The sequence below is a fragment of the Spiroplasma endosymbiont of Cleonymus obscurus genome (assembly GCF_964273375.1).
Lineage (GTDB): Bacteria > Bacillota_I > Bacilli_A > Mycoplasmatales > VBWQ01 > Spiroplasma_E.
In genome coordinates this window covers 145,064-164,124 of record NZ_CAXWWA010000003.1, presented here as the reverse complement: position 1 = coordinate 164,124, position 19,061 = coordinate 145,064, and the positions used below count along the sequence as shown (strand labels likewise).

Genomic DNA, 19,061 nt, shown 5'->3' with positions numbered 1-19,061 from the left:
TCTTATTTTAAAATATATAATCATTTTACCCTATTTCTCTAAAAGATTTTAAACAGGTTCTTAAATTAAAGTTTTAAAGAAAAGGAAAAAAGATTAAAAGAAATTCCTAAAGATAAAACTAAAACAAATTAATTAAAGTAGCAGTAAGCAATAGAACAGTTCTTGCTTATGCTTGAGACCCCAGATTAGTCAATAAGAAACATTGTGAGGTTGAAGTTACAAATTATGAAACAAATGATTATTTTTGTTTCTATTGTTACACCTGACTATGTAGAGATGAAAAGCTTAGTTAAAAAAATGACAAAAACAAGTGAGTGATTTAATAAATAAAACTGAAGTTCCAATCAGTGAATATAAAAAATTTTGTTTTAAAAACAATTTCAGGACAATTATAAATAAAGATTACAAATGTAATCTTTATTTATCTCTTTATATTAATTTTAAGTTATTAATTTTTTTTATTGATTTTACTTGGAATTTCTTGTAAATGAGTTACAATTGTATTAAAGTTTTAAAGGAACTTTGGAACAAAATATTTTGGTTTTTTTATAGACCTCGTTTAAATTTTTGTATTTAAATTAGGTTTTTTGTTTTATTATATCGTTTAAAGGAGTGAGAAATATGAAATCACAATTTTATAGAGATGGAATAATTTATTATGCAATGAATTTAGAAAAGTGAGCAAATGTTGAAAATAAAACTTACTTTATAAAATATCATGATGTGATTTTAAAATTAACTGATATCATTAATTGTTATGATTTAAAAAATATTTCTGAAGTAAAAGTTTATAAGTTCTTAGCAGATGCTTTTAATAGTCGAATTTTAAAAGAAGTAGGGGATAACTAATGAAAATTAATTTAGAAGAATGCACAAATAATAAAATAAAATATTTAGAATCATTACCAGAAAGAACTAATGGAATGTCTTTAGTTATGTATCCAGTAAATTCATGAGCAGAAATAGTTAATAAATGTGCTTGCAGTAATTGTAGTGATGAAAAAACAGCAGTAGTACTACAAACTAAAAAAGGTCCTAAAATATAAGAACCTGTTTAGAATCTTTTCGAAAATAATGTAAAATGATTATATATTTTAAAATAAGAGGTATATATGCATAAAAATTATCCAAGTCATGTCACCAAAGAACAATTTGAAAACATAAAATCAATTTTAGAAAATAGTAAAAAGAAAACAAAACCAAGAAGTTTAGATTTATATGAAATATTTTGTGCAATTTTATATGTATTAAAAAGTGGTTGTCAATGAAGAATGTTACCAAAAAATTTTCCAAAATGACAAACTGTATATTATTATTTTCAAATTTGAAGTAAAAATAATGGTAAAGAACCTAGTGTATTGCAATTAATTTTAAAAAAAATTAGTTAAAAAAGTTCGTATCAACAATAATCGCAAAGAACAAACTAGTTTTTGTATAATTGATTCGCAAAGTGTTAAAAATACAGATACTACTGAAAATAAAGGTTATGATGCTGGTAAAAAGATTTCAGGCATAAAACGTCATATTGTTGTTGATTCTCAAGGTTTACCACATGCAATTTACATAACCACGGCAGAAAAAACAGATCGTAATAGCGCTATAATAATGATTGAAAATGAAAAAGAAAATCTTTCTGCAGTTCAAAAAATAATAGTAGATGCTGGTTATACTGGTGAAAAATTTGCTTCTGAAATCAAAACAATCATAAATGCAAATGTTGAAGTGATAAAACGCAATGAATTACATACTTTTGTAGTATTACCAAAAAGATGAATTGTAGAACGAAGCTTTGCTTGATTAGAAAAATACAGAAGATTATGAAAAAATTGTGAAAGAAAACTAAATACTAGTTTACAAATGGTTGTTCTTTCATTTATTTCAGTTTTATTAAAAAGATTCTAAACAGGTTCTAAACCATTATAAAAAAATAAAAGCCGTAATTAATACGCCTTTTTTTATTTTATAATGGAGCGGGTGATGGGAATCGAACCCACGTCTTCAGCTTGGAAGGCTGTAATAATACCATTATACGACACCCGCAGTTATGTTAACCACCATGTATTTATATCATATTACTAAAATTAAAGTCAACTACTTTTGATAAACAAGTTAAAAAAATTATTTTTTAATCTTTTTTTCAATATGTTTATTTTTTTTCTTTTTAAATAAAAGAAGTTTTTCTTTAAAGAAAAAAGAAACAATGACAAAAATAATTGAAGCTATAGCAAAAAAATGAGCAATTAATCATATAATTCAGAATTTATTAATGTTTAAACTAAAAAGAAAAGTTGTGCACAATATTGTGATAATTAGTGACAGTGTTAAAAATACTAATAAAATTTGTTTTTTATTAGTAACTCATATTGGCATAATAAAAATAAATAGAATTATACTAGTAATTGGTCAAATCATAATTTGAATTGAAGTATTCATAATTTTGGCATCAAATGAGTTTTGAGATTTAGGAAAAAAATTATTAGTCATAAACATTAGTCAAACTAAAAATAAAAATAAAGAAGCAATTGTTAAAGTTATTTTGCTAATTAATAAAATTTGTTTTAATTTATTTTTTTCCATTTCACTCACCATTTAATAATAAGTTTTGTAATCTGGCATTTTAATGCCAGATTACAAAAAAACCTAATTATAATACTTTATCATAAGTATACTAAAATATTTTAAAAAATATTATTCTTTGTTTTTTTCTTTTCTTTTTTGTTTTTTATGACTCTTAAAATCCATTATGACAAAGAAAATAAAAAGACCAGTAATACTTACTAAAGAAATTACCATTAAAATAATTGCTCCAACATCCATGTTTTTTAACCTCTTTCAGTTTTTGTTTTTATTTTAAATAATTTATTAAAACCATTATGAATATTTTTATGATAAGTTAAGATAAAAGTTAAAAGTAAAACTAACCCAACACCAAGTGTTAGACCAACTGTACCATAGACAAAATTAGCATTGATAATATTAATAATAAAATCATAGATACCAGTAGCAATATTAATTAAAATTAAAATTGGTGCGATAATTAAAATTATTATTTTATATCCTTTTGTTCATTTCATTCATGAATTTTCATTATTATATAATTTTAATGTATCATATAGTTTTCAGCCATATGGACTAATACCAATTAATAAAATAAACCCAATTATTAGTAGTCAAATTTGTGCTACTCAGATTGCTAGCCCATTAAACAGCGCTGGTGAATTACTAAAGGTAAATAATACTGATACTGCCATTGCTCCTAATAATGATATTGCTAATGCTTGTTTGCGCTTTAAATGAATTTCATATTCTAGACCATTTACCATTGATTCAACTTGACCAATTAGTGAGGACATACCCGCAAAGAAAAGTGTAACAAAAAATAATATTGCTAAAATATTTCCTAAAATAGGAACTTGATTATTAATAATAGCAAATAATTGTGGTATTACTTGGAAAATCAAAGCAGGTCCTGTTTGAAATACATCTTTAATATCAGTTTTACCTTGATTTTGAGCAATTGCACCTATTGAATTAAAAACAATAATTGTTGTTAATATACCAATAACGCTAGTACCAAAGGCTACTACAAAAGCTTGATTAGTACTATCTTGTTTTTCAGGAGCATGAGCTGCATAAATATAAATGGTTCCTGTACATGTTGATAACATAAAGAATGATTGACCAAAAGCATCTTTTCATAATCCAGGATTTAATAATTCTTTAGCATCTAAATCAAACATTACATTTAATCCAAGTTTAGCACCTGATAATGTACTAGTATAAATTGCTAAAATAATAATCATTAAAAATAAAAATGGAATCATAATTTTATTGGCTTTTTCAATTCCTTTTTCAACACCACCTAGTAGAATGATACCCAAAATAATTCATACACCAATTGTTGCAAGTAAAATCATTCAATTTAAGTTACCTAGGCTATTTAAATTGCTAATATCTTGATCATTTGTTTGTTGTAAAATATTATGATAAAAATAAGAACCTTTATTTAAATTAGAAGTAAAACTAATAATAATATTAATTAAAGTTCATCCTACTAAAACACTATAATAAGTACTTAGTAAAATAACGGTTGTTGAATGCAATCAAGAGAAAAAAGCACCCTTTTTACCTCCAACCTCACTAAAAAATTCAATATGATTTTTGCGATATTTATTACCAATTGTCATTTCAATAAATAAAACTGGTATTGCACAAATTACCATACATATTAAAAAAGGGATTAGAAAAGCACCATGATGGTTATACATTTGAGTTGGAAATCCTCAAATACCACCTAATCCTACTGCCGAACCCATTACTGAAAGTAAAAATCCTAATTTTGAGATATTTAAGCGTTGTTTTTTCATATTAATAAATGACCTCCTTTATAACAGTTAATTATATATAAAAAAAATATTTTATTAAAACTAATTTCAGTAAATAAAATTTTGCGATGTTATTTATTAATAATGTGTATTGGAAAATATATAGAAAATCAAAATTTTATTTTATTTAATATAGGGTTATAATACAAGAAGTAATAAATAAAGACTAGAGTTTAGCTCATATTTAAGAATTGTAATTCTTAATATGGGTGTTTTTATATTAATTTTATTACTTTAAATTATTTTTTAGAAAGGATGAAAAATATGGATTCATCACCAGCAAGAAGTTATTCTTCTACAGAACAATTATTACCAAATGATTTAATATCAACTAATAATAGAAATAGGGTAGTACCTACTATAAGAGATGTGTTACTTACTCTTGGTAATTGAATGGTAACTGGGGGTAACTATTTATTATATCAAGATGGAGTATTATCACTAGCACCAGCATTATTTTTTATGTTGGAAGGAGGAATTAATTCAAAAATTTCGTTAACTAATTTAATATTAAGATATTGAAATATTAATAATGTAAGGATTAATAATTTATTAACAGGAGTGAGTTTTGCAACAGCACCATTATTACCACTAGCAGTAGCTTGACTTAACTGACCAACACCCAATCCAGATACATTACCTGTTTGTTACATATGCTTTTATTACAGCAGCAGCAGCTTCAAGTTTAAATCATATAGTGACAATTAGTAAAAAAATATCAGAATGTTGTGCACCTAATAATGAAGAAAATGCAATAAATCAACAACGTAATATATGACAAAAAATAGGTAATACAGCTGCAAGTTTATTAGCACCAATAACTATTGCTAGTGCAATTACTGGTGTTAGTCTTTTTGCATATCATGAATTAAGTAATCCAAATAATAATGATGATGACCAACCATTTTATAAGAACCTGTTTAGAATCTTTTTGAAAATAATGTAAAATGATTATATATTTTAAAATAAGAGGTATATATGCATAAAAATTATCCAAGTCATGTCACCAAAGAACAATTTGAAAACATAAAATCAATTTTAGAAAATAGTAAAAAGAAAACAAAACCAAGAAGTTTAGATTTATATGAAATATTTTGTGCAATTTTATATGTATTAAAAAGTGGTTGTCAATGAAGAATGTTACCAAAAAATTTTCCAAAATGACAAACTGTATATTATTATTTTCAAATTTGAAGTAAAAATAATGGTAAAGAACCTAGTGTATTGCAATTAATTTTAAAAAAAATTAGTTAAAAAAGTTCGTATCAACAATAATCGCAAAGAACAAACTAGTTTTTGTATAATTGATTCGCAAAGTGTTAAAAATACAGATACTACTGAAAATAAAGGTTATGATGCTGGTAAAAAGATTTCAGGTATAAAACGTCATATTGTTGTTGATTCTCAAGGTTTACCACATGCAATTTACATAACCACGGCAGAAAAAACAGATCGTAATAGCGCTATAATAATGATTGAAAATGAAAAAGAAAATCTTTCTGCAGTTCAAAAAATAATAGTAGATGCTGGTTATACTGGTGAAAAATTTGCTTCTGAAATCAAAACAATCATAAATGCAAATGTTGAAGTGATAAAACGCAATGAATTACATACTTTTGTAGTATTACCAAAAAGATGAATTGTAGAACGAAGCTTTGCTTGATTAGAAAAATACAGAAGATTATGAAAAAATTGTGAAAGAAAACTAAATACTAGTTTACAAATGGTTGTTCTTTCATTTATTTCAGTTTTATTAAAAAGATTCTAAACAGGTTCTTAGAAAAGATCAACGGCTTTTTGAGACACAATAGCTGGTCTTGCAATAGTTGGTACTGGTTTATTAGTAAATACTGGAATGGAATTATATGAAAATTGATGTGCGGATGTTAATGATTTTGATGAGGAAGATAATTATGAAAATATTTCTAGCAGTACATCTTCACCATCATCATCAAGTTCTGAAGATAGTGATGATAATAATCCATTATTAAATAAACCTTTTAATCCAGAAAAAATTAATAATGGAGAGGAAACACAATCAGTCATGTCAACTTCTCATGTTGTTGAAATAGCTGATCCTAAACCACTTAATACAGCAGCATTAAATTCTGAAGAACGTTTGCCTGTTAAACAACAATCTTCAGAACGTCGATTATCAGTTTAATAATATTAAATATTATAAAAATAAAAAGGTATTCTTTTAAAAGAATACCTTTTTATACTAATAATTTAATATTAGTGGTGCCCAGAGCGGGACTCGAACCCGCATGATTTCTCGGTAGATTTTGAGTCTACTGCGTCTGCCATTTCGCCATCTGGGCAAAATATAGTTTACTTGCTTATAAAAAATGAGGAATACTTCCTCGTCATTAATAAATATATAAATGGTGCCCAGAGCGAGACTCGAACTCGCACAACCTGTAAAAGTCATCGGATCTTAAGCCCGACGTGTCTGCCATTTCACCACCTGGGCATCAAATGATGGTGTCCCCGGCAAGGATCGAACTTGCGACACCTCGGTTAAAAGCCGAGTGCTCTACCGCTGAGCTACGAGGACAAATTAATAAAATATATGGCTGAGGTGGTTGGATTTGAACCAACGCATGACGGCGTCAAAGGCCGTTGCCTTACCGCTTGGCTACACCCCAATAAGTAATATGGTGGAGGGGGAGGGAGTCGAACCCCCGAACTCGAAGAGATCTGGTTTACAGCCAGGTGCAGTTGGCCACTTTGCTACCCCTCCATAAATAATAATGGTGCTGATGACAGGAATCGAACCTGCAACCTACGGTTTACAAAACCGTTGCTCTGCCGGATTGAGCCACATCAGCAGGTAAATGGTGGAGTATGACGGACTTGAACCGCCGACCTATTGCTTGTAAGGCAATTGCTCTCCCAGCTGAGCTAATACTCCTTATTTATTGTTTTATTAGAATTATTTATTCTTAAAAAACCTTAATCATTATAATAGATATTTTTCACATTTACAATTATTTTTTAAAGATAATGTAAAATTATTTTATTTTTAATTATTTTTTAAAAGAAAAGTTAAAAGAAAAAACCAAAAAAAATAATTTTATGTTAAATATTACTATTTTATACCTATTTTCAGTTTTATATATTTTAAATATAATATTTTTTTTAAAGTTTGCTAAAATTTTTTTGAGCCATATTTATATTAAAAGAAAGGGAAAATTTATGCAAAAAATTTGAAAAAAATTATCAAAGTTAGATAAAATTAGCATTTACGTATTTATAACTATGTTAATAGTAATGATTTTAGGATTAATTTTAATTGGAACAGTATCTTGAACAGTTAAACCTCTAGGAGCTAAAGCGGCTGAAAGTCATGATGGGTTTTGAATTTTAAGAAATTCTCATCCTTGAACTATTGGAGATTTTATTAAGGGTAGTATAACTAATTTTGGTGTTACTATGTCATTAACTGATTTTTTTGATAAATTAAAAATTGCAGTTGCTGCATTAGGTGGAACTGCAACTTTAACAGGTACAGCAGCACAGTTACAAATAGGAGTAATCTTAGCGGTTATTGCTACTCCAATCTTATTTTTTACAAGTCTTATTATTTTTGGATACAGTTGTTATTTAAAAGTAGTAAAAAAATAAAAATAGCGATTTATTAATTTTAAAAAATTCTTATTTTTCACATTAAAGTAAGAATTTTTTTATTTATTTTATAGCAGTAATATAACAATGATATAATTAAAAAAAATAGGTGATAATAATGATAACTAAAAATTGATGAAAAAAATTACCTCTTGATGAAAAAATAATTACTATTTTATTTTTTTCTGGTTTTATATTTTTGTTATTAGGGTTAATTATGTTATTAAGTATTAAAATAGAAAACATTTTTAATGGATTTAATTTTATTTATATAAATGGTGTAATTGATAGTTTAATCTATCAAAGTAGTCAGGGAATAACAGTAGATATTTTCTTTTTAAAAGTAGGAATTATTTTTACTATTTTCTTAATGCCAATTTGTTCTGGCTGTAGTATAATTTGATTTATTATTAAACGATTAATTTTTAAAAAATAGAGGTGAATAATGAAAAATAATGATTCATTTATTGAAATTATAAATAAAACTTTGGATAAAACAGTTAATTTAAATTTTAAAACTTTAAAAGGTCATAATATTATATTTATTGTTGATATGGTTAATGGCTTTGCTAAAAAAGGAAATTTATTTTCACCCAATATTAATTCAATTATTAAACCAATTAAAAATTTATTAGCAAAAGTAAATACTAATGAAACTAAAGTTATTGCTTTTAATGATGCTCATAATGAACATAGTCCCGAATTTCATACTTTTCCTAGTCATTGTTTGGAAAATACTATTGAATCAGAGTTAGTAGAAGAATTAAAATTTGACAATATTAAGATTATTAAAAAAAATAGTACTAATGGTTTTTTTGCTTTTGATTTTAAGCCAAATTTACAATGGGATAACATTATTATTGTTGGTTGTTGTACTGATATTTGTATTTATCAATTTGCTATTAGTTGTAAAACTTGATTTAATCAGCACAATAAAGAAGTAAATGTTATTGTTCCAATGACAATGACAAATACTTATGATGAACCAGAGCATCCAGCTCATATTTTAAATCAATATGCATGATATTCAATGCTTAAAAATGGCATTACTATTGTTAAGGATGTTATTTAATTAAAGTAGAATTTTAAATAAAATAAATTTATATAAATAATAAATTAATAATTTTTATATTTAGAATAGAAATTATGATAAAATGATAAAATAATTTAATAAATGTTTATACCTAATATAGAAATTATTCTATATTAGGTTTTATTAAATTAAAGTTTTAAAGAAAAGGAAGATTAAAAGATGGCTAGTAAAGTAATCCAATCAGAAAGCGAGTATCAAGAACTTGAAAATCAACAATTAATAATAAATATTTTTGAAAAATTTGAATTTAATTTAAATTTTAGAAATATGACTTATGAAGATTTATCAATATTAAATATAAAATTATTAAATAATGAATTTAATGATGTTTATCAAGAGATTATTAAGAATAATGAAATAAATGAAAAATTATCTTTCATTTTTATTGAATGTATTAATCAAGGTTTTTCTGAAGAAAAAGCACAATATTCTATTCAAGAGCAAATAACTAAGCATATAGTAGAAAGTTTTTTAATTAAAGAACAAGAACAAAAAATGGTAAATGAAATAAATTAATTTGATTTTATAAATGCACCATCAACTAGCACTGGTATATATCATTTACCATCATTTAAAATACAACTTAACTTATAATTACATTTATTTAGATTATTATTTACAAAAAAAATGTCATAATATAATATTGTAAATTAATAAGTGAAGAACAACTAAGTAAATTATATAAAAACCATTCTTTTCAGAATGGTTTTTATATAACTATATTTTAATGTTTTATTAAATTTATTATTAGGAAATTATTTTTTACCTAATAATGTAAACATTTTCTTTTTGTATACTTCAACACCAGGTTGGTTAAATGGGTCAACACCTAATAATTTTGCACTAACAGCACAAGCCTTCATAAAGAAATAACTAGCATAACCAAACATTTTGCCATCCATTGTATCCCATTCTAATAAAATATTTGGTGTTTTTCCTACTATTTCATCACTATGAGCTTCAATAGTTCCTTGTAAGGCAATATTATTAATTTCATGTAAAGAATGTTTTGTTAAATAGTTTAATTGATCATTGTTTTCTTTATCAAGTGGAATTTTGATATCTTCATTAGGTTTTTTGATTTTTATTACTGTTTCAAAAAACATTTTTGAACCTTCTTGAATAAATTGGCCCATTGAATGTAAATCAGTTGAAAAAACAACACTAGCTGGTAATAATCCTTTGCCATCCTTACCTTCTGACTCACCAAATAATTGTTTTCATCATTCACATAACATTTGCATTTGTAATTCATAGCTTACTAAAATTTCAACTGCTTTATTATTAGTTTTATGTAAATGATAGCGAGAAACTGCATATAAATAGGCATCATTAACATCAATTTTATCACTTTTACATTCTTTTGTTGCTAATTGCGCACCAGCAATAATTTCTTCACAGTTAATTCCTGCTACCATCATCGGAAAAATACCAACAGGAGTTAAAACAGAGTATCTACCACCGATATTATTGGGAATAACAAATCTTTCATATCCTTCTTCTTTTGCCAAATCATGGAGTACTCCTCTTGTTTTATCAGTAGTAGCGATAATTCTGTTATTAACAATATTCTTATTTTTCTTTTGTTTAATTAATAGTTCTTTTAACAAACGAAAGGCTATTGCTGGTTCAGTAGTAGTTCCTGATTTAGAAATAACATTAATGGCAAATTCTTTATCTTTTAAATATGATAAAACTTGGTGAACATAAGTTGAACTCATGGTATTACCCATATAAATTACTTTAACAGGAGCGGTATTATTAAATAAACCTTGCACCATATCAATTCCTGCTCTAGCACCTAAGTATGATCCACCAATACCAATTACTACTAAAACTTGTATTTCTTTTTGTAGTTTCAATGCTAGAGTTTTCATTCGTTTTCAAGACTCTTGAAAAGTAATGTCTTTTTGGTATGCAAATGGAAAATCAATTCATCCTAATCAACCATCTTCATTTTTAGCATTACTTTCCAGTTCAGCGTTAATCACCGTTACTTTTTCTTGATATAAAGTTGATAATTCTTTCATATCTAAATTAGTAAACTTTAAATTAGTTTTTATCACTATTCTATAACCTCCTTATAGTATTTAAAATTAAAATATTAATTCGTAATAATACTATTTAATATTTATAATAAAAATATAGTTGTAAAAATTTTAGATTGCAAGAAAAAAATAAAAAATATTGCCATTAAATAGCAATATTTTTTATTATTTGGAAGAAAAATAGTATTTTAATTATTTTCTTATTTTTTAAATCAATTATCAACAGTTTCTCTTATTGGTGCAAATCCTTTACCATTTTCTTCAATTGAAGAATTATTCTTTGCAACTAATCCTTGTTCTTTTGTACTTAAACTTAATTGTTGTTTAGTATGATCAATACCTGTTATTTCTGCTTTAACTGATGTACCAATTGTAAAATAATCACTAACATTTTTAACAAATTTAGGAGTAATACGACTAATGTGAATTAAACCAGAAAATCCATTTGGACACTTACAAAAAACTCCAAATTCCTTTATTCCAGTTGGAGTTACGGTAATAATGTCACCAACTTGAAATTGTTGAACATTTGATTCATTTTCTTCATTTTTAATAATTGTACTCATAATAAGTTAATTCCTCTTTCTTTTGTATAATTTAATAATACATAAAAATATTATAACATTATATTTAATCTTGAAGTTAAAATTAATAATATTAATTTTATGAATTTTTAAACATTAGAATGAGAAATTATTAATTGATTTTAAATTTAAAGATTATTAAAATATTAAATTTGTTAGCAATTTCTTTATTTTTAAAGAAATGAATGTTACTTGTAACAATATTACTAATTTTTTTTAATATTTTTCTTTATTTTATACTTAAAATGGTAAGTTAATATAGATATTTTATTTTATAAATATTATTAAAAATATTAGGATTTATTATAATAATCCTGATTTTTCAAGTAATTCTTCTAGAAAAGTTCCCTTGATTTTTTTTAATGCACCTCTACGGAAAATTTTTAAGATGAGAGGAACTTGTATATCATTAATTTTTTTCTTATCTCATAAAATATGAGTTGAATTCAATAGTACTCTAATATCATATGCTGAAGCAAAAACTTCTGGTATTCCTCTATCAACCTTTAATAATTTATAGACAGCTTCCATAGCAGTTCTCACTGAATATTCGGTTGTAAAAACTGTATCATCTTCAGTTTCACTAAAATTACCAATAAACGCTAAATTTTTTTGAACCTTCCGGAACTACTAAAGGACGATCACCAATTTCTCTTGGCATAAAGTATGAAGTAATAAATGGCATATAAACTGGTACCACATTACATGAGTTTTTAGCAAGTTGAAAGATTTCTTCTTCAGGAACGCCAATATGATATAATCACTCTTGAACTATTTCCATGATTAAGTATCGTTTTTGTTTTATATTTATTTTTATAATTTTTTATGTTAAGATTTGTTTGTTATTAAAATGTATAAAATTGGTTTTTTTAAAACCTAGAATAGTCGAGTTTTATATATGGATTTTCAACAAGATTTTTATGTTAAAAAGATTTTTTATGCTTGTTATGTTAAAAATGTTGTTTTACCTATTTCTTTTTTAAATAATATTGGAAATAAAAAAGGTAAATGTTATGTTGGTAATAAACAAAAATTAAGAAATAATACTGTTCCTACTAAAACTAATTTAATTCAAAAAGCATTACATAATTTTTAGAGGCTTTTTAATAATCTGTGTATCTTTGTTTTGCAAAGTACTAGTTCAGATTAATTCTGTCTTCAAATTTTATCATAAAATGAGCAATTGCTGTATTTCAATTTTGAATGGGCATTGTTCATTTTTTTGTTATATTTTCAATTGCTAAGTAAAATATTTTGAAAACTGCCATATCATTTGGAAAAACTTTTTTATTTCTGATGACTTTTCGTAATTGACTATTAACAGATTCAATAGAATTTGTAGTATAAATCACTCTTTTGATTTCTGGAGGATAACTAATAAAAATCATTAAATTATCTCAATTTTTATATCAAGATTTAGCAATTTGAGGATAGTGTTTATTTCATTTACTTTCAAATGATTCTAAAGCTTGCATTGCTTGTTCTTCACTACATGCATTATAAATTGGCTTTAAATCTGTAACTAGTGATTTTCGATGTTTGTATGAAACATATTTTAAACTATTTCTGATTTGATGAACTATACATAATTGATGTTTGGATGGGTTACACTTTATTGGACACTAATTACGTAGACAAGTGAACAAATTAGTTAAAAGAAAGGAAATATAATTATGGCCAATATTAACTCATATAATGATGAATTTAAAAAACAAATAGTATCTTTATATCAAAATGGCAAATCAGTATCTTGCCTTGCTAAAGAATACAACGTTACAAGAGCAGCTACTTATAAATGAATTAAGCAATTTACAAATTCAGGCAGTTTTAAAACTAAAGATAATCTTTCGGATTTAGAAAAACAATTAATTCAAACAAATAAAGAATTAAAACAATTAAGAATGGAGAATGATATTTTAAAGCAAGCAGCACTAATAATAGGCAGAAAGTAGAGATTATTACAAATAATAAATCTAAATATAAAATTCGTCCAATTTGTCGTTTTTTAAAACTTTCTAAATCAACATATTATTTTAATTTAAAGAAAAAAGAAGATAAAATCAAAAATAATATGTATGATGAAGCTGTTATTAGTGCTTTTAAACAAAATAAAGAAGTTTATGGAACAAGAAGATTAAAAGTCAGTCTAGAAAATAAAGAAATTTATTTATCACGCAAAAAAATTAAAGAAATTATGAATCAGCATAATTTAATATCAAAATACACTAAATTATCATTTAAAAATCATCATAACAAAGTCAATGATAGCCAAATAAGCAATCTTGTGAATAGAAACTTTAATAATAGGCTTAAAAATGAAGTTATTGTTAGTGATTTAACTTATGTTCAAGTTAATGGTAAGTGAAACTATATTTGCTTATTAATCGACCTATTTAACCGCGAAATTATTGGACATAGTGTAGGTGTACTAAAAAAGATGCATCATTAGTATATCAAGCATTTATGCAATCAAATCGCTGTTTAAAAGATATTCAAATATTTCATAGTGATCGCGGTAATGAATTCAATAATAAAACTATTGATAAACTTTTATTAGCATTCAATATTACCCGTTCTTTAAGCAAAAAAGGTTGTCCTTATGATAATGCTGTTGCTGAAGCAACTTTCAAAACTTTCAAAACTGAATTTATTAATGATAAAAATTTTACATCATTAATCCAATTAAAATTAGAATTATTTGATTATATCAATTGATACAACAACATACGAATCCACAGCACTTTAAACTACCTAACTCCAGTTAAATATCATGAAAAAATGTCTACCAAAAAATAGTCCTAAAAAGGGTTGCCATTCCATTTATTACTTTAACTTATAAAGATAATATACAAGATATTAAAAAAGCAAAAGATATTCGTTTATTTTTTCTTAAATTAAAGAAATGGTGAAATGACCCTAAACGTTTTGAACATTTAGGAGAATTAAAGTATTTTTATGTTTATGAATATCAATCTCGTGGTGCTATTCATTTTCATATAATTTTTAATAGAAAGATACATAAAAGTATGCTAGCAGAATGATGAACTCACGGTTTTAATGATTTAAAAGTAGTTAAAAAAGGTACAAATGAATTTGTTATTAAATATTTAGGAAAGTATGTTACAAAAGCAATAGATGATGTTAAATCTATAAATCAAACAGATGTAGGTGTAAAGGATTATGCTTTTAGTCGTAATTGTAAAAATCCTATTGTAGTTCGTGGTATTAAAAAAATTACAATCCAAGATATAATTAAAGCAAGTTTTAAAGCAACAAATGTATTTTATTTTAAAACTCAAAGAGATAGTAACGGTAATACTGTTATGATTGGTGGTATTATTGAAAGTACTGTTGTAAATGATTATTTTAAAGAATATGAAGATTATGAACGTTATGTATATTTAAGTGCTTTATCGCATAAGTATTATTTACGGACTAGTGAAATAGGTTATTTAATTCAAAGAGATAAAGATGTTTTGACTTGGGTAGATAAAGTTTTTGGCAATAAAGTTGAAAAAATAGATTTTAAGAAAAAAGTGTAACCCATCCAATACAATAAAAATAAAAAAAGATAATTTGATTAATTAAACTATCTTTTATTTATTGATTAGTGTATTTAATTTTTAGATTAAAATATTAATTAGTAAAAATATAGTCTAATGGTATATCTCAATTATCGTGACTAATTATATAAGGAATTTTTTGAATAGCAAAACCAAGTCCTATTTTACTAAAGTTAAATTTATTTTTAGATAAATAACGATCGTAAAAACTTTTACCATAACCAATACGATAATAATCTTTATCAAAGGCAATCAATGGTACTAACATACAATCAATTTGACTTCCTATAACTTTTTGGCAATTTAAACTTGGTTGTCCAATTTTAAAATCATTATCAAATACGATATCGTTTCAACTATTAATAAAGTAAAATTCCAAATGCTCACCATTCATTCTTGGTAAACAAACTTGTTTTAGATTTTTTCATAATAATTCAATAATTTCTTTAGTTTCTACTTCATATGGTAAGGAATTATAAAGAGCAAATACATTATTTTGTTTAAAATAATGTGATTCATTAAATTTATTGAAAATAATTTTATTTCACTTTTGATAATTATTTTTAGAAACATTTTTTAATTTTTTTAAATAAATGGTTCTTAAACTAATTTTATCCTTAATTTCCATTTCCATTTTTTTCACATTCTTTCTCAATTATTTTATTAATACCATTAATACCAATAAGGGCACATTTAATTCGATTACGTTGTCTTGGTACATTTTTAAAAGCAATCATATTTTCAATTATTTTATCATTAAATTGCTTTTCTGATAACATTGCTTGATAATTAATAATAATTTCTTTTATTTGTGATATTGTTTTACCTTCAATTAAAATACAAAAAAGATCGGTTGCTGCAGTTGAAATAGCACACCCAATTCCAGTAAAGCGTGCGCTATTAATAACTTTATTTTTAATAGAAATTTCAACATGAAAATTATCAACACATGATTCATTGTTTTGATGATATGTCAAACTATTTGGTAAATTTTTAAAACCTTTATTTTTTGGATTACTATAGTGTTCAACAATTAGTTTGCGATAATAGTCTTGATTGTTATTAAAAGAATTCATTTAAAAAATCTCCTCCTTCATTAATCCCTTTTTTTAAAGCTATTACTAATAAGTCAATATCTTTTTTGCAATTGTATATGTAAAAACTAAGACGAATTGTTACTTCAGCGTTAATTATATTAGGTAATAATTTAGCACAATAAGTTCCACTGCGTACGCATATATTTTGTGTTCCTAAAAAATTAGCAACATCTTGTGCAAATACTTTTTTAATATTAAATATTATGTTACTACTATTGCCATCAATATTATAAATTTCAATGTTATTTCCTAACTGCGCTGTTAATTGTTCAATTGCGTATTTTTTTAGTAAAATTTCATGATTTCTAATATTTTCAATACCAATGTTTAATAAATACTTAATAGCTGCACCTAGCCCAAATACACCCGCAATATTTTGTGTTCCACCCTCAAAACGATAAGGACTATCTAATAAGTTAAATTTACCATTTTCATAAATATCACCATTCATGCCTCCACCCAATATTAGTGGATCTAGCATATTTAATCATTCGTTTTTTCCTCAAAAGACACCGATTCCAGTTGGACCAAAAACTTTATGACCAGAAAATCCAAAAAAATCAATATTTCAATTTTTAACATCGGTTTTTATATGTCCTATTGATTGTGCACCATCTATTATTACTAAAATATTTTTAAAAATTCAATTATCACTTTTAACATTTTTTTTACCATATTCTTTAATAAAATTAGTTAATGTTTCAGTATCATTTTCTATTGCTAAAGAATTATTAATATTTGCAAAAGCAACTATTCTAGTTTTAGGTGTTAAAACTTTTTTTAAATTTTCAACAGTAATGACTCCTTGTTTATTTGTTTCAATAAATTTTATTTTAATTTTTTTAGTTTGTATCAAACGATAAAATGGTAAGAGTAATGAGCTATGTTCTAAAGTGGTTAATAAAATTTCATCATTTTCTTGTAAATATTTTTCTAAGCCAAAAGCAATTTGATTATAAGCAAAAGTTGCTGAAGGACAAAAAACTATTTCGTTTTCGTTACTATTAATAAATTTACTAATTGTTTTTCTAGTATCTTCAAATATATCATTTCCCTTAACAGCAAGTTGATAATCTTGACTATGTGGATTAATACAATATTTTTCATAATAATCCCTAACAGCATCAATAACTATTTGTGGTTTTAGTGAAGAAGCCGCTGTATCTAAATAAACTAAATCAGGATTATTTTTAAAAAAGGGAAAATCAGTTTTAAAGGTATTATCATTAATGTTTATTTTTTTATTCATATTTACTCCTATATCATTACACCAAATATAATATACTTATACTAATGATTATACACTTAATTTTGTGCTAATTTTCTTAAAATTAAAAAATGAATAAAATATTATTTGTGCACTATAAAGTAATAATATTTAAAAAAATTTGGATGGGTTACACTTTATTGGACACTAATTACGTAGACAAGTGAACAAATTAGTTAAAAGAAAGGAAATATAATTATGGCCAATATTAACTCATATAATGATGAATTTAAAAAACAAATAGTATCTTTATATCAAAATGGCAAATCAGTATCTTGCCTTGCTAAAGAATACAACGTTACAAGAGCAGCTACTTATAAATGAATTAAGCAATTTACAAATTCAGGCAGTTTTAAAACTAAAGATAATCTTTCGGATTTAGAAAAACAATTAATTCAAGCAAATAAAGAATTAAAACAATTAAGAATGGAGAATGATATTTTAAAGCAAGCAGCACTAATAATAGGCAGAAAGTAGAGATTATTACAAATAATAAATCTAAATATAAAATTCGTCCAATTTGTCGTTTTTTAAAACTTTCTAAATCAACATATTATTTTAATTTAAAGAAAAAAGAAGATAAAATCAAAAATAATATGTATGATGAAGCTGTTATTAGTGCTTTTAAACAAAATAAAGAAGTTTATGGAACAAGAAGATTAAAAGTCAGTCTAGAAAATAAAGAAATTTATTTATCACGCAAAAAAATTAAAGAAATTATGAATCAGCATAATTTAATATCAAAATACACTAAATTATCATTTAAAAATCATCATAACAAAGTCAATGATAGCCAAATAAGCAATCTTGTGAATAGAAACTTTAATAATAGGCTTAAAAATGAAGTTATTGTTAGTGATTTAACTTATGTTCAAGTTAATAGTAAGTGAAACTATATTTGCTTATTAATCGACCTATTTAACCGCGAAATTATTGGACATAGTGTAGGTACTAAAAAAGATGCATCATTAGTATATCAAGCATTTATGCAATCAAATCGCTGTTTAAAAGATATTCAAATATTTCATAGTGATCGCGGTAATGAATTCAATAATAAAACTATTGATAAACTTTTATTAGCATTCAATATTACCCGTTCTTTAAGCAAAAAAGGTTGTCCTTATGATAATGCTGTTGCTGAAGCAACTTTCAAAACTTTCAAAACTGAATTTATTAATGATAAAAATTTTACATCATTAATCCAATTAAAATTAGAATTATTTGATTATATCAATTGATACAACAACATACGAATCCACAGCACTTTAAACTACCTAACTCCAGTTAAATATCATGAAAAAATGTCTACCAAAAAATAGTCCTAAAAAGGGTTGCCATTCCAATTAATATTTTAAATTTTTTAAAATAAATAATTGGTAATTAGTTATTTCATTTTA

22 protein-coding genes, 8 tRNA genes and 3 pseudogenes are annotated in these 19,061 nt (G+C 24.7%); 14 read left to right on the top strand and 19 right to left on the bottom strand.

The genetic code is table 4. From position 1 onward, the window contains the following. Positions 1 to 621 precede the first annotated feature (621 nt). The 3 genes from ACI2WJ_RS07700 to ACI2WJ_RS07690 all read left to right on the top strand — a co-directional run bounded on the left by ACI2WJ_RS07700 (position 622) and on the right by ACI2WJ_RS07690 (position 1,902). Positions 622 to 849, top strand: a complete 228-nt coding sequence (locus ACI2WJ_RS07700) for a hypothetical protein (protein ID WP_174481002.1) — start codon at positions 622 to 624, stop codon at positions 847 to 849. Beyond that, a complete protein-coding gene (locus ACI2WJ_RS07695; protein ID WP_400255389.1) occupies positions 849 to 1,046 on the top strand; it encodes a hypothetical protein in 198 nt (65 codons plus the stop codon). The genes ACI2WJ_RS07700 and ACI2WJ_RS07695 overlap by 1 nt, the downstream gene beginning before the upstream one ends. 66 nt (positions 1,047 to 1,112) lie before the next feature. Then, positions 1,113 to 1,902 (top strand): IS5 family transposase gene (locus tag ACI2WJ_RS07690; RefSeq protein WP_400254448.1). Its coding sequence is split into 2 segments (ribosomal slippage): positions 1,113 to 1,373 and positions 1,375 to 1,902, totalling 789 coding nucleotides; the frame shifts between segments, so codons are not numbered across the junction. Between the two features lie 64 nt (positions 1,903 to 1,966). On the opposite strand, the gene ACI2WJ_RS07685 is transcribed toward ACI2WJ_RS07690, so the two are convergent. The 5 genes from ACI2WJ_RS07685 to ACI2WJ_RS07665 form a co-directional block, all read right to left on the bottom strand. Continuing rightward, positions 1,967 to 2,040, bottom strand: a tRNA-Gly gene (locus ACI2WJ_RS07685). 78 nt (positions 2,041 to 2,118) lie between these two features. Continuing rightward, positions 2,119 to 2,577 carry a hypothetical protein gene (locus ACI2WJ_RS07680; protein WP_400255388.1) on the bottom strand — a complete coding sequence of 153 codons (459 nt, stop codon included), beginning with the start codon at positions 2,575 to 2,577 and terminating at the stop codon, positions 2,119 to 2,121. Positions 2,578 to 2,688: 111 nt separating this feature from the next. Further along, the gene (locus ACI2WJ_RS07675; protein ID WP_400255387.1) at positions 2,689 to 2,817 is read right to left on the bottom strand and encodes a hypothetical protein; all 129 of its coding nucleotides are present in this window, start codon (positions 2,815 to 2,817) and stop codon (positions 2,689 to 2,691) included. A 5-nt stretch (positions 2,818 to 2,822) separates the two neighbouring features. Then, positions 2,823 to 4,367, bottom strand: coding sequence for a sodium-dependent transporter (locus tag ACI2WJ_RS07670; protein ID WP_400255386.1), 1,545 nt, complete (start codon positions 4,365 to 4,367; stop codon positions 2,823 to 2,825). Positions 4,368 to 4,795: 428 nt separating this feature from the next. Then, entirely contained in the window at positions 4,796 to 5,011 is a 216-nt protein-coding gene (locus tag ACI2WJ_RS07665) for a hypothetical protein (RefSeq protein ID WP_400255385.1), read from the bottom strand. 71 nt (positions 5,012 to 5,082) lie between these two features. On the opposite strand from ACI2WJ_RS07665, the gene ACI2WJ_RS07660 reads away from it, so the two are divergent. The 3 genes from ACI2WJ_RS07660 to ACI2WJ_RS07650 all read left to right on the top strand — a co-directional run bounded on the left by ACI2WJ_RS07660 (position 5,083) and on the right by ACI2WJ_RS07650 (position 6,549). Beyond that, positions 5,083 to 5,331: a hypothetical protein gene (locus ACI2WJ_RS07660; RefSeq protein ID WP_400255384.1), complete on the top strand. Its 249-nt coding sequence runs from the start codon at positions 5,083 to 5,085 to the stop codon at positions 5,329 to 5,331. A gap of 32 nt (positions 5,332 to 5,363) precedes the next feature. Beyond that, positions 5,364 to 6,153 (top strand): IS5 family transposase gene (locus ACI2WJ_RS07655; protein WP_400254448.1). Its coding sequence is split into 2 segments (ribosomal slippage): positions 5,364 to 5,624 and positions 5,626 to 6,153, totalling 789 coding nucleotides; the frame shifts between segments, so codons are not numbered across the junction. Between the two features lie 87 nt (positions 6,154 to 6,240). Next, positions 6,241 to 6,549 (top strand): hypothetical protein, encoded by a 309-nt coding sequence (locus ACI2WJ_RS07650; protein WP_400255383.1) that lies wholly within the window; start codon positions 6,241 to 6,243, stop codon positions 6,547 to 6,549. A gap of 75 nt (positions 6,550 to 6,624) precedes the next feature. On the opposite strand, the gene ACI2WJ_RS07645 is transcribed toward ACI2WJ_RS07650, so the two are convergent. The 7 genes from ACI2WJ_RS07645 to ACI2WJ_RS07615 all read right to left on the bottom strand — a co-directional run bounded on the left by ACI2WJ_RS07645 (position 6,625) and on the right by ACI2WJ_RS07615 (position 7,299). Beyond that, positions 6,625 to 6,706 (bottom strand) — tRNA-Leu (locus ACI2WJ_RS07645). A 64-nt stretch (positions 6,707 to 6,770) separates the two neighbouring features. After that, a tRNA-Leu gene (locus tag ACI2WJ_RS07640) sits at positions 6,771 to 6,858 on the bottom strand. Between the two features lie 9 nt (positions 6,859 to 6,867). After that, positions 6,868 to 6,942, bottom strand: a tRNA-Lys gene (locus ACI2WJ_RS07635). A 16-nt stretch (positions 6,943 to 6,958) separates the two neighbouring features. Then, positions 6,959 to 7,033: transfer RNA gene (locus ACI2WJ_RS07630), tRNA-Gln, on the bottom strand. A 10-nt stretch (positions 7,034 to 7,043) separates the two neighbouring features. Then, positions 7,044 to 7,128: transfer RNA gene (locus ACI2WJ_RS07625), tRNA-Tyr, on the bottom strand. A gap of 11 nt (positions 7,129 to 7,139) precedes the next feature. Then, positions 7,140 to 7,216: transfer RNA gene (locus ACI2WJ_RS07620), tRNA-Thr, on the bottom strand. 7 nt (positions 7,217 to 7,223) lie between these two features. Further along, positions 7,224 to 7,299 (bottom strand) — tRNA-Val (locus tag ACI2WJ_RS07615). 284 nt (positions 7,300 to 7,583) lie between these two features. Here ACI2WJ_RS07615 and ACI2WJ_RS07610 point away from each other — a divergent pair. The 4 genes from ACI2WJ_RS07610 to ACI2WJ_RS07595 all read left to right on the top strand — a co-directional run bounded on the left by ACI2WJ_RS07610 (position 7,584) and on the right by ACI2WJ_RS07595 (position 9,621). Then, positions 7,584 to 8,012, top strand: coding sequence for a hypothetical protein (locus ACI2WJ_RS07610; RefSeq protein ID WP_338957748.1), 429 nt, complete (start codon positions 7,584 to 7,586; stop codon positions 8,010 to 8,012). 118 nt (positions 8,013 to 8,130) lie between these two features. Continuing rightward, positions 8,131 to 8,448 (top strand): hypothetical protein, encoded by a 318-nt coding sequence (locus ACI2WJ_RS07605; RefSeq protein WP_338957746.1) that lies wholly within the window; start codon positions 8,131 to 8,133, stop codon positions 8,446 to 8,448. A gap of 9 nt (positions 8,449 to 8,457) precedes the next feature. Further along, complete coding sequence (locus ACI2WJ_RS07600; RefSeq protein WP_400255382.1) at positions 8,458 to 9,084, top strand: isochorismatase family cysteine hydrolase; 627 nt, start codon at positions 8,458 to 8,460, stop codon at positions 9,082 to 9,084. Between the two features lie 180 nt (positions 9,085 to 9,264). Continuing rightward, positions 9,265 to 9,621: a hypothetical protein gene (locus ACI2WJ_RS07595; protein WP_400255381.1), complete on the top strand. Its 357-nt coding sequence runs from the start codon at positions 9,265 to 9,267 to the stop codon at positions 9,619 to 9,621. A 239-nt stretch (positions 9,622 to 9,860) separates the two neighbouring features. Here ACI2WJ_RS07595 and ACI2WJ_RS07590 read toward each other — a convergent pair whose 3' ends face one another. The 3 genes and pseudogenes from ACI2WJ_RS07590 to ACI2WJ_RS07580 all read right to left on the bottom strand — a co-directional run. After that, entirely contained in the window at positions 9,861 to 11,171 is a 1,311-nt protein-coding gene (locus ACI2WJ_RS07590; protein WP_400255380.1) for a glucose-6-phosphate isomerase, read from the bottom strand. 182 nt (positions 11,172 to 11,353) lie between these two features. Then, complete coding sequence (locus ACI2WJ_RS07585) at positions 11,354 to 11,719, bottom strand: S1 RNA-binding domain-containing protein (protein ID WP_400255379.1); 366 nt, start codon at positions 11,717 to 11,719, stop codon at positions 11,354 to 11,356. 321 nt (positions 11,720 to 12,040) lie between these two features. Next, a pseudogene (locus ACI2WJ_RS07580) lies at positions 12,041 to 12,515 on the bottom strand (oleate hydratase); the annotation flags it as partial. A gap of 120 nt (positions 12,516 to 12,635) precedes the next feature. Here ACI2WJ_RS07580 and ACI2WJ_RS07575 point away from each other — a divergent pair. Beyond that, positions 12,636 to 12,833, top strand: coding sequence for a hypothetical protein (locus ACI2WJ_RS07575; protein ID WP_400255378.1), 198 nt, complete (start codon positions 12,636 to 12,638; stop codon positions 12,831 to 12,833). Between the two features lie 40 nt (positions 12,834 to 12,873). Here ACI2WJ_RS07575 and ACI2WJ_RS07570 read toward each other — a convergent pair. Beyond that, a pseudogene (locus ACI2WJ_RS07570) lies at positions 12,874 to 13,338 on the bottom strand (transposase); the annotation flags it as partial. Positions 13,339 to 13,410: 72 nt separating this feature from the next. Here ACI2WJ_RS07570 and ACI2WJ_RS07565 point away from each other — a divergent pair. Both ACI2WJ_RS07565 and ACI2WJ_RS07560 read left to right on the top strand, forming a co-directional pair. Further along, a pseudogene (locus tag ACI2WJ_RS07565) lies at positions 13,411 to 14,533 on the top strand (IS3 family transposase). Continuing rightward, positions 14,503 to 15,279 (top strand): rolling circle replication-associated protein, encoded by a 777-nt coding sequence (locus tag ACI2WJ_RS07560; RefSeq protein WP_450097639.1) that lies wholly within the window; start codon positions 14,503 to 14,505, stop codon positions 15,277 to 15,279. Before ACI2WJ_RS07565 ends, ACI2WJ_RS07560 begins: the two are co-directional and overlap by 31 nt. Positions 15,280 to 15,373: 94 nt before the next feature. Here the strand turns inward: ACI2WJ_RS07560 and ACI2WJ_RS07555 are convergent, their stop codons facing one another. Genes ACI2WJ_RS07555 through ACI2WJ_RS07545 form a run of 3 tightly spaced genes read right to left on the bottom strand, consistent with a single transcriptional unit; the run spans position 15,374 to position 17,646 of the window. Continuing rightward, entirely contained in the window at positions 15,374 to 15,934 is a 561-nt protein-coding gene (locus ACI2WJ_RS07555; protein ID WP_400255376.1) for a 5-formyltetrahydrofolate cyclo-ligase, read from the bottom strand. Beyond that, the gene (gene sufU / locus ACI2WJ_RS07550) at positions 15,918 to 16,376 is read right to left on the bottom strand and encodes a Fe-S cluster assembly sulfur transfer protein SufU (RefSeq protein ID WP_174481014.1); all 459 of its coding nucleotides are present in this window, start codon (positions 16,374 to 16,376) and stop codon (positions 15,918 to 15,920) included. The genes ACI2WJ_RS07555 and sufU overlap by 17 nt, the downstream gene beginning before the upstream one ends. Next, positions 16,363 to 17,646, bottom strand: a complete 1,284-nt coding sequence (locus ACI2WJ_RS07545) for an aminotransferase class V-fold PLP-dependent enzyme (RefSeq protein ID WP_252318907.1) — start codon at positions 17,644 to 17,646, stop codon at positions 16,363 to 16,365. Before ACI2WJ_RS07545 ends, sufU begins: the two co-directional genes overlap by 14 nt. 216 nt (positions 17,647 to 17,862) lie before the next feature. Between ACI2WJ_RS07545 and ACI2WJ_RS07540 the strand changes: the two genes are divergently transcribed. Continuing rightward, positions 17,863 to 18,983 (top strand): IS3 family transposase gene (locus ACI2WJ_RS07540; protein ID WP_400255375.1). Its coding sequence is split into 2 segments (ribosomal slippage): positions 17,863 to 18,106 and positions 18,106 to 18,983, totalling 1,122 coding nucleotides; the frame shifts between segments, so codons are not numbered across the junction. The last annotated feature ends 78 nt before the right edge of the window (positions 18,984 to 19,061 follow it).